General features: G+C 30.5%; 14 protein-coding genes. 4 read left to right on the top strand and 10 right to left on the bottom strand.

Features of this window, described 5'->3' with window-relative positions; all coding sequences use genetic code 11:
• Nucleotides 1-16: 16 nt before the first annotated feature.
• Together AJ888_RS05195 and AJ888_RS05190 are read left to right on the top strand one after the other, a co-directional pair.
• On the top strand, nt 17-1,141 hold the full coding sequence (locus AJ888_RS05195; RefSeq protein ID WP_002861485.1) for a metallophosphoesterase: 1,125 nt from the start codon (nt 17-19) through the stop codon (nt 1,139-1,141).
• Nucleotides 1,138-1,938, top strand: a complete 801-nt coding sequence (locus AJ888_RS05190; RefSeq protein ID WP_002861486.1) for a phosphatidylserine decarboxylase — start codon at nt 1,138-1,140, stop codon at nt 1,936-1,938. The genes AJ888_RS05195 and AJ888_RS05190 overlap by 4 nt, the downstream gene beginning before the upstream one ends.
• On the opposite strand, the gene AJ888_RS05185 is transcribed toward AJ888_RS05190, so the two are convergent.
• From AJ888_RS05185 to AJ888_RS05155, 7 genes are read right to left on the bottom strand one after another with little or no spacing between them, the layout of a single operon-like run.
• Nucleotides 1,935-2,216: a FlhB-like flagellar biosynthesis protein gene (locus AJ888_RS05185; protein WP_002852641.1), complete on the bottom strand. Its 282-nt coding sequence runs from the start codon at nt 2,214-2,216 to the stop codon at nt 1,935-1,937. The genes AJ888_RS05190 and AJ888_RS05185 overlap by 4 nt on opposite strands.
• A complete protein-coding gene (locus AJ888_RS05180; protein ID WP_002861487.1) occupies nt 2,213-4,372 on the bottom strand; it encodes a flagellar hook-length control protein FliK in 2,160 nt (719 codons plus the stop codon). The genes AJ888_RS05185 and AJ888_RS05180 overlap by 4 nt, the downstream gene beginning before the upstream one ends.
• Complete coding sequence (locus AJ888_RS05175; RefSeq protein ID WP_032603316.1) at nt 4,365-5,552, bottom strand: MFS transporter; 1,188 nt, start codon at nt 5,550-5,552, stop codon at nt 4,365-4,367. Before AJ888_RS05175 ends, AJ888_RS05180 begins: the two co-directional genes overlap by 8 nt.
• Nucleotides 5,530-6,033, bottom strand: a complete 504-nt coding sequence (locus AJ888_RS05170) for a hypothetical protein (RefSeq protein WP_002861490.1) — start codon at nt 6,031-6,033, stop codon at nt 5,530-5,532. Before AJ888_RS05170 ends, AJ888_RS05175 begins: the two co-directional genes overlap by 23 nt.
• Nucleotides 6,033-6,362: an AtpZ/AtpI family protein gene (locus AJ888_RS05165; protein WP_002852414.1), complete on the bottom strand. Its 330-nt coding sequence runs from the start codon at nt 6,360-6,362 to the stop codon at nt 6,033-6,035. The genes AJ888_RS05170 and AJ888_RS05165 overlap by 1 nt, the downstream gene beginning before the upstream one ends.
• Nucleotides 6,359-7,633, bottom strand: a complete 1,275-nt coding sequence (gene hemL / locus AJ888_RS05160) for a glutamate-1-semialdehyde 2,1-aminomutase (protein WP_002861491.1) — start codon at nt 7,631-7,633, stop codon at nt 6,359-6,361. The genes AJ888_RS05165 and hemL overlap by 4 nt, the downstream gene beginning before the upstream one ends.
• Nucleotides 7,630-7,977 carry a hypothetical protein gene (locus tag AJ888_RS05155; RefSeq protein WP_002861492.1) on the bottom strand — a complete coding sequence of 116 codons (348 nt, stop codon included), beginning with the start codon at nt 7,975-7,977 and terminating at the stop codon, nt 7,630-7,632. Before AJ888_RS05155 ends, hemL begins: the two co-directional genes overlap by 4 nt.
• 79 nt (nt 7,978-8,056) lie before the next feature.
• Between AJ888_RS05155 and folD the strand changes: the two genes are divergently transcribed.
• Together folD and lepB are read left to right on the top strand one after the other, a co-directional pair.
• Nucleotides 8,057-8,905 (top strand): bifunctional methylenetetrahydrofolate dehydrogenase/methenyltetrahydrofolate cyclohydrolase FolD, encoded by an 849-nt coding sequence (gene folD, locus AJ888_RS05150; RefSeq protein WP_002861493.1) that lies wholly within the window; start codon nt 8,057-8,059, stop codon nt 8,903-8,905.
• A gap of 9 nt (nt 8,906-8,914) precedes the next feature.
• A complete protein-coding gene (lepB, locus tag AJ888_RS05145) occupies nt 8,915-9,763 on the top strand; it encodes a signal peptidase I (RefSeq protein ID WP_002861494.1) in 849 nt (282 codons plus the stop codon).
• A 21-nt stretch (nt 9,764-9,784) separates the two neighbouring features.
• On the opposite strand, the gene AJ888_RS05140 is transcribed toward lepB, so the two are convergent.
• The 3 genes from AJ888_RS05140 to AJ888_RS05130 all read right to left on the bottom strand — a co-directional run bounded on the left by AJ888_RS05140 (nt 9,785) and on the right by AJ888_RS05130 (nt 14,224).
• On the bottom strand, nt 9,785-10,945 hold the full coding sequence (locus tag AJ888_RS05140) for a molybdopterin molybdotransferase MoeA (protein WP_070296168.1): 1,161 nt from the start codon (nt 10,943-10,945) through the stop codon (nt 9,785-9,787).
• Nucleotides 10,942-12,198 carry a UDP-N-acetylglucosamine 1-carboxyvinyltransferase gene (gene murA, locus AJ888_RS05135; RefSeq protein WP_002861496.1) on the bottom strand — a complete coding sequence of 419 codons (1,257 nt, stop codon included), beginning with the start codon at nt 12,196-12,198 and terminating at the stop codon, nt 10,942-10,944. Before murA ends, AJ888_RS05140 begins: the two co-directional genes overlap by 4 nt.
• A gap of 163 nt (nt 12,199-12,361) precedes the next feature.
• Nucleotides 12,362-14,224, bottom strand: a complete 1,863-nt coding sequence (locus AJ888_RS05130) for an autotransporter outer membrane beta-barrel domain-containing protein (protein ID WP_180753244.1) — start codon at nt 14,222-14,224, stop codon at nt 12,362-12,364.
• Between the last annotated feature and the right edge of the window lie 270 nt (nt 14,225-14,494).

The raw sequence follows: 14,494 nt of genomic DNA, 5'->3' as shown, positions 1-14,494 counted from the left end.
TGGTTATAATACTTTTATGATATTTTTAATTTTTTCTTTCATTGTATTATTGATTTTTGGCTTAGCAAATGTTTATATTTATAAAAGATTAATCAAGAAAATTACTCTTTTTAAGTATTTTTATAAAATTTTTGTCTTTATTTTTATTGTGCTTTTTTTGGCCCAAGCTGTGTTTTTAATATTTCGTAGAGATGAATATTTAAGTGATACTTGGTATGAAATTTTAGCCATGCTTTATGCTCCGACTTATTGTTTGTTTTTTATGACTTTAGCTTGGGATTTTATTAAATTGATTTTAGCTCTTATAGGTAAAAGAGATAAAAAATATAATCTTATTTTGCGTTTGATTTTCGAGTTTTTTCTTATAGTTTTAAGTGTGTTTTTAATTTATGTAAGTATAAATAATGCTCTAAAAACACCTGAAGTAAAGAGTGTTGATGTTGAAATACCAAATCTTAAACAAGATTTAAAAATTGCCATGCTTACTGATATACATTTGGGTAAAAATTTGCATGAAAATTTTTTAGACAAGCTCATCACTAAAGTGAATTTGCAAAGTCCTGATATGGTTGTAATAGTAGGAGATCTGATTGATACTAATCCTAAAGATTTAAAAAATTATATCTCAAAACTTAATGATTTTAATTCCACTTATGGAACTTTTTATGCCTTGGGAAATCATGAGTATTATCATGGTATCAATGAAGTTTTGGATTTGCTTAGAAAACATACTAATATGAAAATTTTAGTCAATCAAAATTTAGATTTAGATTTTATAAATATTGCTGGACTTGGGGATTTAGCCGGACTTGATAAGGGTTTATATGCTCCTGATTTAGCAAGAATAAAAGTGGATTTAAATACAAGCAAACCTAGTGTTTTACTCACACATCAACCCAAAACAGCTTTGCTTTATGATTTAAGTGATTTTGATCTTGTTTTAAGCGGGCATACTCATGGAGGACAAATTTTTCCTTTTATGTTTTTAGTTAAACTTCAGCAAGGTTTTGTTCATGGGCTTTATGATTTAGGAGAAAAAACTAAGCTTTATGTGAGCAGTGGAGCAGGATTTTGGGGACCAAGTCTTAGAGTTTTTGCTCCAAGTGAAATAGTGATTTTAAATTTAAAAGGAAAAAAATGAGTTTTTCGAAAGAAAGTTCGAGACTTTTTGGTTTTGTAGCAGGGGTTAAATTTCCTAAAATGATACAAAAAGTTATTAATGAAAATTATGTTAAGTATTTTAATATCGATATGAGTGAATTTAAAGCCCCTTGTGAATACGAGAGTTTAAATGCTCTTTTTACAAGAACTTTGCAAATTCCAAGAAAACTTGAAGAGGGCTTTATCAGCCCAAGCGATGGTAAAATTTTAGAGTGTGGAAGTACTTTTTTGGCAAATGAAGAACATTTTGCTTTTTCTATAAAAGGACATACTTATAGCGTTGAGGAGCTTTTAAAAGATAGTTTTGAAAAAGATGAACTTAAAAATGGGCTCGATTATGTCAATATTTATCTTTCTCCAAAAGATTATCATCGTTATCACAGCCCTTGTGATATGCAAATTTTAAGCGCAACTTACACAAGTGGAGTGCTTTATAGTGTAAATGAAAAGCATTTAGAACGCATTAGTAATTTGTATGTAAAAAATGAAAGAGTGAGTTTAAAATGTCAAAATGAAAAAGGTATTTTTTGGCTTGTTTTTGTAGGAGCGCAAAATGTAGGAAAAATGCGTTTTAATTTTGATATAAGCATACAAACCAATGCTAAAATTTCTCATAATTTTACTAGAAAATATGAAAATTTAAATCTAAAAAAAGGCGAAGAACTAGGAAATTTTGAACTGGGTTCTACTATAGTTTTAATCTCTCAAAAAGGACTTTTAACTTTTAATTTAAAAGCAGGGCAGGGTATTAAATTTGGAGAAAAAATAGCGGATTAGTTTTTAGGAGTTTTATTTGCCATTTGATAGATAAAGGCAAAAACTTCAGCCACAGCTTTATACATATTAGGTGGAATTTCATCACCTAAGTCAAGCTTGCTTAAAATTTCTATTAAATCTTCATCTTCTTTAATGGGAACTCCGTGTTCCTTGGCTAAAGAAATAATTTTAGCAGCACTTTCACCTTTGCCACTTGCAAGCACTTTTGGGGCAGAGTTTTTTTCTTTTTGATAGCCTAGAGCTACAGCTTTTTTAATCGATCTTTTGATTTTGCTCATACTTTTTTATCCATACCCATTTCAAGGTCTAAATTTTTCATATTTCTAGTATCAAATTTACTTCTTATGATATCACCTACAAAGAAATTTGCACTTAAAAGTCCTGCTTTATTGATATTTCTTTTAAGCTCATGGGCATTTTCATAGATGGTTTTTCTAAATTCAATATTTTCTGCCATAATATTAATATCTATATATTTTTCATTATTTAAAGAAATAAGAATTTCCAAATCTCCAAGTTTTGCAAATTCGAGTTTAATCTGAGCAAAAAATTTATCCTTTTTTCCGCGTCTAAACATAATTTTAGAATCATTTAAATCATCCCAAGAAAAAGGCAGATAGGTATTGATAGAATCATTGGCTAAAGACATGAGTTGATTGATTTCAATTTGCGCCAAAAGACGATTAGCTTGATTATACACAGCTTCATTGCCTTCATTTTTAGCTAAATTTGAAATTTGCAAAAGTGTTGATTTTACATCATGATGTAAAGATTCAGCTATATCTTGTTCTGTTTTTGGTTTAATTTGCGTTAGATCTTTGGTAGAAAGATTGAGTTTGTGTTCAAGATTTTTAAGTTCTGCTTGATTAAGCTTGGCATTTTGAGTATAGGGTTCAAGTTCTTTCAAGCTTTCATTAAGTCTACGAGAAAGATTGTTTAAATTTTTACTTAAATCTTGCACTTGTTCTAGATCTAAATTTTCTACATTAAATGCTAAATTTTTTACAATATTTTGTTTTATAAATTCCTGATTTTTAAAAATATTTTGCATAGTTTGGTTATTGTTAGATTGAATATTTTGAGTATTATTTAAATTTTGCGTATTGTTTGTGTTAGGATTTGAAGTGTTGGTATTTGTATTGATTGAAGTTTTGTTTTCTATTTTTGTTTCATAAAATTTTGGATTTTCTTTGATATTTTCTTTTGATTTTTCTTGTTTTTCATCTTTAATTTTTTCTTGGTTTGGAGTAGAATTTTTTATATCATTGTCTGGCTTATTTTCTGTTTCATTGTTTTGAATATCATTTTTTGTATCTTGGGTATCTTCTTCATGGGTTTTTATACCAGAATTTAAATTTTCATCTTCTTTTGATGCTTTTATATGTTTTTCTTCATCTTGGTTTTTTGTATTATGATTAAGTTTTTCTTCCTTGATATTTTCTTTGTTACTTAAAAGATTTTCTAAAATATTTTCTTTATCTTGTATTTTAAAAGCTTGATTGCCTAGTATATTTTTTAAAGTATTTTCAAGTTTTTCAAAGGCGGTAGCAGTTTGCTTAAGGATGTTTGGATCTTTTATCATTAAATTTTCTGGCTTATTAAGAGCTTTGAAAAAATCATTTTTGATGGAATTTAATTCTTTTAAAATTTTATTAGCTATAGGGGTGATTTTTTCTTGAGCATGACTGGGATTTTTACTTATATAATTTTTAAAATTTTCCAATTTAGAACTTAAATTTAAAAGTGCTTTAAAAGAACTTTGATTTAAAATTTGCTTATTTTCATTTTTGCTAGAATTAATAATATTTTTTAATTCTTTTAAAGTGTCTTTTGGGCTTAAATTTGTATTTGCAAGCTGGGCTATCTGAACGCTTAGTTTTTCACTACTAAGACCTTTGATTGTACTTAAAAGAGAGTGAAAACTTTTGGGTAGTAATTCTTCGTTTAGGGCATCTTTTAATTTAGCTTCTAAAAATACGCCTGAATTTTTAAACAAAGGAGCTAAGTTATTGTTTTTTATTTCACTGGCAGGTTTTAAAATTTGATTTAATCTGTCTAAAACTTGTGTAAAAGTATCGCTTTTTGCAAGTTCTGTGCTTAAAGTTTTTAATTCATTAGCAAAATTAGGAGCTAAATTTAAATTTTTTCCTTGTTTAAGTACAGGGGAATCGGGATTTTTTTGAGCATTGATTTGATCTAAAAGTTTATTAACAAGTTCTTTTAATTTGGTGCCTGTTTCATTTTGAACAAATTTTGCTAGTATTTCTTCACTACTAGCGTCCTTGCTTAAACCTAAGTTTTGCTTTAAAGCTTGTGCAAGTGCTTCTTTTGGATTGTCCTTTAAATTTGTTTTATCTTTTGAAGTAGAGTTATCTACTTTTAAATCATTTTTTTGCGTATTGGCAATTTGACTTGCTAGTTGAGTATTAATCATCAAATATCACCATATTTCCAGGCTTTTTCTTAAATTTTTTATTTAAAATATTTGGTTTATTGATAGCAAAAAGAATTAAAAATGCTAAAGAAACTATATAAAACCATATAAAACCTTTGATTTCAAAGTATTGCATTAAAAAACCTAAAATTAAAGGGCCAAACAAAGAGCCCAAAGAATAGCAAAAAAGAACACCACGACCTAACTCTACGCCTTTATTTTTGCTTACTAAAACATCATTTGCTCTAGCAAGTGCTAAAGCATATAAACAAAATATTCCTACACCAAGAGTAATTCCTAAAAAATATTGCATATACAAGTGAAGTTTAAAAAAGATAAATATAAGCATAGTGATAAATCCTATGCTTGCACAAGTGATAATGGCAAATTTGCGACCAAGTTTATCTGAAATAGTTCCTATGATGGTTTGTGCAATAAAACCACCTAAAACCCCACAAAATACAAAATAAGAAACCGCTTTTGCATCAAAACCTTGCAAAAGTATAAATAAAGATGCCATAGAAAAAAAGCCATTTATAAGCATTCCAGCTATAAAGCTTGTGACGATAGCCAAAGGGGCTATATCAAAAATTTTAGGTATAGAAATAGGACTTGGTGCGGGCAAAACAGGTTCTTTGATTTTAATCAAATTTAAAGGCAAAGATGAAAGTAAAATCAAAGTTGCACTGAGAATAAATACACTATGTTTGCTTAAATTTAACGCTATGATTAAAACTCCAATACCAAAAGCAAGATAAAAAACAATTTCATAAAAACCTAAAATTCTAGATCGAATGGCATTTTTGCTTTTTTCATTAAGCCATGATTCTATGACTATTAAAAGACCATAGTAGCAAATCCCTATGAAAAATCTTAAAACAGCCCAAAAAATAAGATTTTCGCTTACTGTATGAAGCATAGCTGAAATTCCAAAAATAGCCCCAAATAGCCCAAAAGAGCGTATATGACCTATACGAGAAATAATTTTATGAGCACTGATGGTTCCAACAAGAGCGCCTATAAAAAAACAAGAACTTACCACTCCAACAGCTAAAGAACTTTCTCCGTTTTCTTTTAATATAACACCTATAGAGCTTACTATCAAGGCATTACCTGCAAATAAAAAAGCCATACCAGCAAAAAGCGCTGTCATTGATTTAATAATTTTTTTTGGACTCATACTTTTTTATATATAAAATAAAAATAAACACACAAACTAGCAAGGATGAAATTCCACAAATATAAGCAAAGATATCTAATTTATCTTGGCGATGTAAAAATAAAAATCCAGCAACCAATATCACATAAGCCATCAATTTAAAGAGAGTAAAAAACATAGCAAAAAAATGGATTTTCTCTTTAATATTTGGCTTTAAATCGTCTTTTAGAACTTTAAAATGAATAATTTTTGATAAATTTTGTTCTTTTTTGATAAAAAGTGATGAAATGAAATTAAAATCTTTTTCATAATTTTTTGATTTTTTTATAATGACTTTTTTATAATTTAAATAAGAAGCAAAAATAATCAATAAAATACTAAAAAAAGCTATTTCATAGCTTAAAAATGTGTCTAATTTAAAATGATTTAACGATAAAAATATGATCCAAAAAAATAAATGAATAATGGCAAAAATACAAAATAGAGCTTTTTTATGTTCCATTATTTGTTCTTTTCTTTTTGAATTTTTTCTTTGATCAACTCATCTCTTTCTTTAAATTCTTCATAGCTTTTTACTTGAACTTTATAAGCTTTATAAACATTAAGTATAGCAGCACTGATCCCCCAAAAAACTCCAAGCCAAAAAAGCCAAGGATAAGGAGTAAATTTTTTAAGCAAATATCCTATTCCCACACCTATAAATACAGCAACAACCATAGAGATGCCAAGACTTAAACCATCCGCAGCTTCAAGAGTTTTGCGAATGATTTTTTGTCTTTTGCTGTTGGAATTTTCTAAGTGATTTTTTTCTTCTTTTAAAATATTGCTCATATTCTTTTAAAGCTTTCCCTAACAGCTTCTAATGTTGTATCTACAATTTTATCATCCATTTTTGAACATATAAAGCCTGTTTCAAATTGAGAAGGCGCTAAATAAATTCCATTTTCAAGCATATTTTTGTGAAATTTTGAAAATAATGCTAGATCAGATTTTAATGCATCTTGGTAGTTTGATACAGGATTTTTGGTGAAAAAGTATCCAAACATAGAACCCACATGACAAACTTGCAGCGGAAGTCCTTTTTCATCTGCTAATTTTTTCATTCCTTGAGTAAGTTTTTTTGCTAATTTTCCAAGCTTGTCATAAAGCTTGGTTTTCTTTTTGGCTTTTGTAAGACTTGCTATGCCTGCAGCCATTGCTAAAGGATTTCCACTTAAAGTTCCTGCTTGATAAACTCCACCCAAAGGACTTAAAATATCCATAATTTCAGCTCTAGAAGCAAACGCTGCTGCAGGTAGACCACCTCCTATTACTTTACCAAAAGTAATTATATCTGCTTGAATATGATTGATTCCATAGGAACCAAGGTAAGATGCTCTATATCCACTCATTACTTCATCAAAAATCAGCAGAGTTTGATTGTTTTTGCAGATCTTAGCAAGTTCTTCTAAAAAATCTTGTTTAGCTGGAACTAACCCCATATTTCCAGCAATAGGCTCAATGATAACACATGCAATATCTTTATTTTTTTCAAAAAGCTCTTTGACGCTATTTATATCATTATATTTTGCTACTAAAGTGTGTTTAGCTACATCTTCTAAAACACCTAAAGAACTAGGAGAGTTAAAAGTAGCAGCACCACTTCCTGCGCTCACCAATAATGAATCAGAATGCCCGTGATAACATCCTTCAAATTTTAAAATTTTATCTTTTTTAGTAAAGCCACGGGCAAGACGAATAGCACTCATGGTTGCTTCTGTTCCACTGCTTACAAAGCGGATCTTTTCTAAATGAGGAAAATCAGATAAAACAAGCTTGGCAAGTTCAGTTTCTAATAAAGTTGGAGCTCCAAAACTTGAACCTTTGTGAAGTGCTTTTTGACAAGCTTTTTGTATATCTTTATCGCAATGTCCAAAAAGTAAAGGCCCCCAGCTTTGAACATAGTCTATATAAGAATTTCCATCTATATCGAAAATATAAGCACCTTTTCCATGGGAAATAAATTTTGGCTCACTTTGAACATTTGCAAAAGCACGAACTGGAGAATTTACACCACCTGCGATGAATTTACACGCTTCTTTAAAAGCTTTTTTGTTTGTCATTTTTCTTCCTTGCTAAATTGCTTGATGTAATTATATAAAGTTACAATTTCATCATTTGTTAAAGAGTAATTTGGCATGATTGATTTTGCGTCTTTACTCTGATTAAGAGAATTTTTAAAATTCTCAAAACTAAGATTTTGTATACTTGGAACTTTATAAGCTGTTTTAATACCATTTTTCATAAAATATCCTAAAATTTGCTCGCTTCCATCTGTTCCATGACATTCTTTACAACTAATGCCTCTTGGATTTTCATAAAGCATTTTAGAGTATTCTTTAAGAGTGATAAAATCAGCACCAAAAAGATTGATACTGAATAAAAAAAACATTAAAACAATTTTCAAAGTTTCACCTTGTTAATGAAGTTTTAATATGATACAATTTTTACTTTAAAAAAGTGATTAAATTTATAGAAGGAAAATAATGACTTTGCTTGATGGTAAAGCTTTAAGCGCAAAAATCAAAGAAGAATTAAAAGAAAAAAATCAATTTTTGAAAAGCAAAGGGATTGAAAGCTGTTTAGCTGTTATCTTGGTTGGAGATAATCCTGCAAGTCAAACTTATGTAAAATCTAAGGCTAAAGCCTGTGAAGAATGTGGAATTAAATCTTTAGTTTATCATCTTAATGAAAATACTACACAAAATGAACTTTTGGCATTGATTAATACCTTAAATCACGATGATAGTGTTCATGGAATTTTGGTTCAGCTTCCTTTACCTGATCATATTTGTAAAGATTTAATACTTGAAAGCATTATAAGTAGTAAAGATGTTGACGGTTTTCATCCTATTAATGTAGGATATTTAAATTTAGGCTTAGAAAGTGGGTTTTTGCCTTGTACTCCACTTGGAGTTATGAAGCTTTTACGGGCTTATGAAATTGATTTAGAAGGAAAAGACGCTGTTATTATAGGTGCTTCAAATATAGTAGGTCGTCCTATGGCTACTATGCTTTTAAATGCTGGAGCTACAGTAAGCGTTTGTCATATCAAAACCAAAGATTTGAGCCTTTATACTAGACAGGCCGATTTGATTATAGTAGCAGCAGGTTGTGTGAATTTGCTTCGATCGGATATGGTAAAAGAAGGAGTGATTGTTATTGATGTTGGAATCAATCGTCTTGAAAGTGGAAAGATAGTTGGAGATGTAGATTTTGAAGAAGTATCTAAAAAATCTAGTTATATAACTCCTGTTCCAGGTGGAGTAGGTCCTATGACTATAGCTATACTTTTAGAAAATACAGTTAAATCTGCTAAAAATAGACTTAATTAGGAAAAATCTATGGAATTTTTAAAGAGATTATATAAATTTTCACAGTCTTGGACTGGAACTGTAGTTATTGTTCTTTTGGTGATTTTTTTCTTTATACAAGCTTTTGTTATTCCTTCTGGCTCTATGAAAAACACCTTATTAGTGGGGGATTTTTTATTTGTTAAAAAATTTAGCTATGGTATCCCAACTCCTCATATTCCTTGGTTGGAAATTCCTGTTTTGCCGGATTTTAATAAAAATGGACATTTGATAAAAGCACAAGGGCCACAAAGAGGAGATATAGTTGTTTTTAGAAACCCTAGAAATGAAAAAGAACACTTTGTAAAGCGTTGTGTAGGTACAGGAGGAGATAGGATAGTTTATGCAAATAAAACACTTTATGTGAGAATGCATGAGGGTGATGAATTTATGAAAGAACATTATCCAAATGATCTTGTTACTCTTGGAGGGCAAATTTATGTAAAAGAACCTTATAAACAAAAAGGTATTCATTATGATCCAAAAAAAGATATAGAAAGTGATATCTTGCGCTTTCTTAGCATAGGTGATTTTGCTATGTCTCCAACTTATATTAAAGAACTTGGAAATCATATAGGTTTTAGCGGCGGAAATGCTTATGTTTTTGATGTACCTGAAAATGAGTATTTCATGATGGGCGATAATCGCGATTATTCTTATGATAGTCGTTTTTGGGGTTCTGTTCCTTATAAGTTGATAGTAGGTAAACCTTGGTTTGTATATTTCTCTTGGGATAAAGATAAAAATGTTCGCTGGGAAAGGATAGGGCGTTTTGTTGACACCTTGGAAAATGATGAACAATATATCCATGATCATGATGATGAGGATAAATTAAGCTAATGTTTGTGAAAAACACAAACATTATATTTTTAAAAGCGTGATTTCATCACCTTTTTTTAATTCACTTGTATTTTCTTCGCTTATAAGTAAAAACTCACTTTTAATAAGTGGAAGTATCATACCAGATCCAAATTTATTTTCATTAAATGGTGTAAAAATATCTTTTTCTAAATTTCCTAAGATGAGATTATTTCTTCCACTTTTAAGCTTTAAATCCATACCCATTTTGGCGTAAAATGTTAAAGGATTATCTAGGTTTCCACTTAATAAATCAATGATTTTTTTAGCAAAAATAAAACAAGAAAGATAAGCTGCCATAGGATTTCCTGGTAAAATCAATACGAAATTTTTACCCTTTTGATAAAGCTTAGTAGGCCTTGCAGGGCGTGCTTTTAGTCCTTTAAAAAGCGGAGTAAAGCCTAATTCATCTAAAGCTTTTTCCATAAAATCGGCCTCACCAACACTTGCGCCCCCTGAAGTGATTAAAAGATCAAAATTTGTATTTTCTAAAGCCTCTTTAGTGCTTTTAAAATTATCTTTGATAATACCTAAATAAGAAGCATTTTGAAGCATGGTTAGTAAAGGCAAAGCATTGGCATTATAAATACTTTCTTCATCGCATTCTTGCCAAGGTTCTTTTAGCTCATTTCCACTTGAAAAAATACCTATGCGAATTTTTCTTATGACTTCTATTTTATAAAGCCCTTGAGAAGCAAGCAGGGCGATATGTTTATCATTAAGTTTGGTGCCTTTTTGAAGTAAAATTTTACCTTTTTTTAATTCTTCACCTTTATAACGATAGGCATTGTATTGTTTAGGAACTTTTTTAATGATGAGTTTATTTTCTTCTATATACTCATCTTCTAACATTAAGATAGTATCAGCATTTTTGGGCATTTTAGCCCCTGTCATGATTTTATAGCATTCATTTTTAGCAACTGTATAAAAATTTTTATCTCCTGCAAAAATAGTCCCTTTAATCTCCAAAGCTTCATTGATATCAGCATAATTAAAAGCATAGCCATCAAGAGCAGCATTGTCAAAACTGGGTAGATTTTTTCTAGCGTATAAATCTTTAGCTAAAATTCTATCTTTTGCTTTTTCAAGGCTAATAAGCTCACTTTCATCTAAGCATGAAATTTGATCTTCTAAGTCTTTTAAGGTTTCAAAGATATTTTTCATTCTTCAAGCCTTGTGATTTTTACACCCAAACCTTTAAATTTTTCTTCTAAATTTTCATAACCCCTATCAAGATGGTAAATTCTATGGACTTTGCTTGTGCCTTTGGCTGCAAGAGCTGCTAAGATAAGAGCTGAAGAAGCACGCAAATCTGTAGCCATGACATCAGCAGCGTTAAGTTCTTTTCCGCCTACTATAGTAGCAATATGACCGTTGAGTTTAATATCCGCGCCCATTCTTAAAAGTTCACTTACATGCATGAAGCGATTTTCAAATAGTCTTTCATCGATAATACTAGTTCCATTAGCTTTTAAGGCTAATGTCATAAACTGCGCTTGCATATCGGTTGGAAAGCCTGGATATTCGCTTGTCATGATTTCTACAGGTTTAATTTCTTTAGCAGGAAGTAGGGTGATGCTATCTTCTGCAATCAGGGTTTCAAAACCCATTTGATGAAGTTTTGCTAAAACTGCACTAAGATGAGTGGCATTAACTTTATTTAAAGTAATTTTAGAATTTGTAATAGCCCCAGCACAAAGATAAGTTCCTGCCTCAATTCTATCAGGTATAACACTAAATTCTTTAAATTCTAAAAGTTCTCCATCGCTGCCATAAATTTCAAGCTCGTCTGTACCTATGCCTTTGATTTCAAGTCCTGCGTCTTTTAAAACTTCGCAAAGTTGAACAACTTCGGGTTCTTTTGCAACATTTAAGAGTTTGGTTTTACCTTTAGCTAAAGCTGCTGCCATGATGATGTTTTCGCTACCTGTAACCGTGATTTTATCAAAAAGAATTTCATTGCCTTTTAAATTTCCACTAGCTACGACATAGCCTTGTTTGATTTGTATATTTGCCCCCATTTTTTCCAAGGCTAAAAGATGTAAATCAATAGGTCTTTGTCCTATGGCACATCCACCAGGCAAAGATACTTCACAATGCCCAAAACGAGCAAGTAAAGGCCCTAGGGTAAGTATGGAAGCACGCATTTTGCGTACAATGTCATATTTGGCTATAGTTTGATTAAGGGTGTTTGTGTTTAATAAAGCACTATTATTTTGAAAATTGACTTTAGCTCCTAAATTTTCTAGCAAAGATATAAGAGTTTTTATATCAGCAACATTGGGAACATTGTTGATTTTTGCTTCGTTTTTAGCAAGTATGCTTGAAACGATCAAGGGTAGGGCGGCATTTTTTGCCCCGCTTATTGCAACATTTCCGCTTAGATGATTTGTGCCTTCGATTTCTAGATAAGTCATAAAACAGCCTTGATTTTAAATTTTATAATATATTATACATTTTTTAAGCTTTGCAAAAGTTTATTGATCTCGATTTTATAATTCTTAGATATATGTTTTGATAATATTTTGTTTAGGACGCAAAGCCATAATGGCTTTGCTAGGAGAATTCTACTTTATAGGATTAGAATTGGTATTTAAGTCCGATGTTTCCACTTAAATAAGTTTCGCTTTCGTCATTTACTTTACCACTTAAAAGATGTTTAACACCTGCTGAGAAAGTAAATGCCCATTGATTTTTTATATTAACATCTCCACCAACTATAAATGAGCCATAAGTTTTTTTCTTATCACTTCCATTGATAGTAAATGAAGTAGGGCTTCCTAAAAATCTAGCTGTGTAATCATCTCCTGAAGTGATTATATATTGCTCGATTTTTGGTGTAGCATAAATATAGCTTTCTTTTGATAGATATTTTCTAAATTCAGCACCTGCTTCTATACTAGTGTCAAAACTAGATTGTGATTGAACGTGTTGAGCGTATGCACCATTTTCATTGTAATCAGGTGTAAAAGAATAATAAAGATTAAGCCCTGCTAAAGGTTTAATATAAAAATCATTTCCCATATCAAATACATAACCATAAGTTCCGCTAGCACCTAAGAATTTTCTAGTAAAATCAGATGAATTTACCGTTCCAGCTATAAATCTATCTTGATCAGTCCAGCCAAATTGTGCATAGCCTTTAAAGTCAAATTCGCTATTTCCATAAAGTGTTCTTGAGTATAAACCAAGTTGTAAGTTATCACTTTCTTGATTTACCATGCTAGTTTTAATTTTTGAATCAGCATAAGTTAAATAAGCACCAAGAATAGTATCTTCACCTACTAAGCGATCATAACCTACGCTTACACCATATAAAGCACCGCTTTTGCTATCGATGATATTAGCACCACCGATTACATTTGCCCATACATTATTATCATAACTTCTTGCTCCATAAGCGTATTGAGAATCGCTAGCGATTCCATTTCCTGCTGCAAATTTTAAGTCTTCTAAAGAAGCTACATTTACAGTTGAATAAGGATTGCTAAATTTAGCTAAACGATTTGATATAGCCATATCGTTTGACATATTGATAGCACCAATAGGAGCATTTAGAGCTGAATTTCCTGCATTTGATTGCGCTGCTCTTTCTACATCGTTGATTACTTTACCATTAGCAAAGATATAATCAGCTGTTCCAGCTAATTTACCACCTACATTAGATTCAGCTAAAGAAGCAAAAATTTGTCCTTTTTGTCCTGCTCTGATATCGAATTTGGTATTATTGATTTTATCATTTAGATTAGCTGTTTTGTTTTTAATGTCTTCGATAAGTGCATTGTATTCTGCTAAACGATTGTTAAGTTCGCTTAGAGTTTTTTTATCGTTTTCAAGTTGTTTTACAGCTGCATTATAAGCTTCTCGGGCTTTTTTAATTCCTTCTTGATCGCCTTTTTTATTGGCTTCATCAAGTGCAGTTTTAGTGGCATCAACAGCTTTTTGAGATTTTTCAATAGTACCATCTTTTTTATTGTATTCAGTTATTTTATCATTAACTACTTTTTTATTTGTTGCAAAAGTTCCAGTTTCAGATCCTTTTTCATTTTTGTAAAGAGCTTCTAAAGCTGTTTTTTGCTTTGTAAATTCTGCTTTGATAGCTGTGTTTAATGCATCAAAATCAACTCTATTATTTTTAGTAGCACTAAAACCACCATCTACATAAAGACTATTGCCTTTTTGAACAAGTTCTGTTTTATAAAGACTGTCTAGATTGGTTGTTGGTGCAATTTCGTCAAAATCAGTTATAGTGCCTATTCCACCTGCGTAATTTTGATTCATAAGATTAGAAGAAATGTTTACTAATGGATTGTGAAAAATTAAAGCTCCCTTGTTGCCGCTGCTAACATCTGTAAAGCTTTTATCTGAACTTACTGCATTTTCAAAACCCTTAGTAGCACTCATGATATAAAAACCATTGCTAGTTACACGACTTAAATCCAATGTTTCAGCTTCAAATGTTGTATTTTTAGCACTTACTTTTCCATTAACATTAAAATTAGCTTGTCCAAAGTTTGCAACACTACTATCAGTAAGTTTTAAATCTCCATTGATGGTTAAAGAGCCATTAAAGCTTTGATTAAAGAAAGTTCCATTACCTACTTGTATATGTCCTTTGTTTAATTCTACGCCATTTTTAGCATTGATAGTGCTTGCGCCATTAGTGGCAATAATATTTGCATCACCTATAGCATCTCCTGTAAATTTTAAGCT

Origin of the sequence: Campylobacter sp. BCW_6467, from assembly GCF_001762855.1 — a bacterium.
GTDB classification, from domain to species: Bacteria; Campylobacterota; Campylobacteria; order Campylobacterales; family Campylobacteraceae; genus Campylobacter_D; species Campylobacter_D jejuni.
This window is presented reverse-complemented; position numbering and strand designations above follow the sequence as displayed.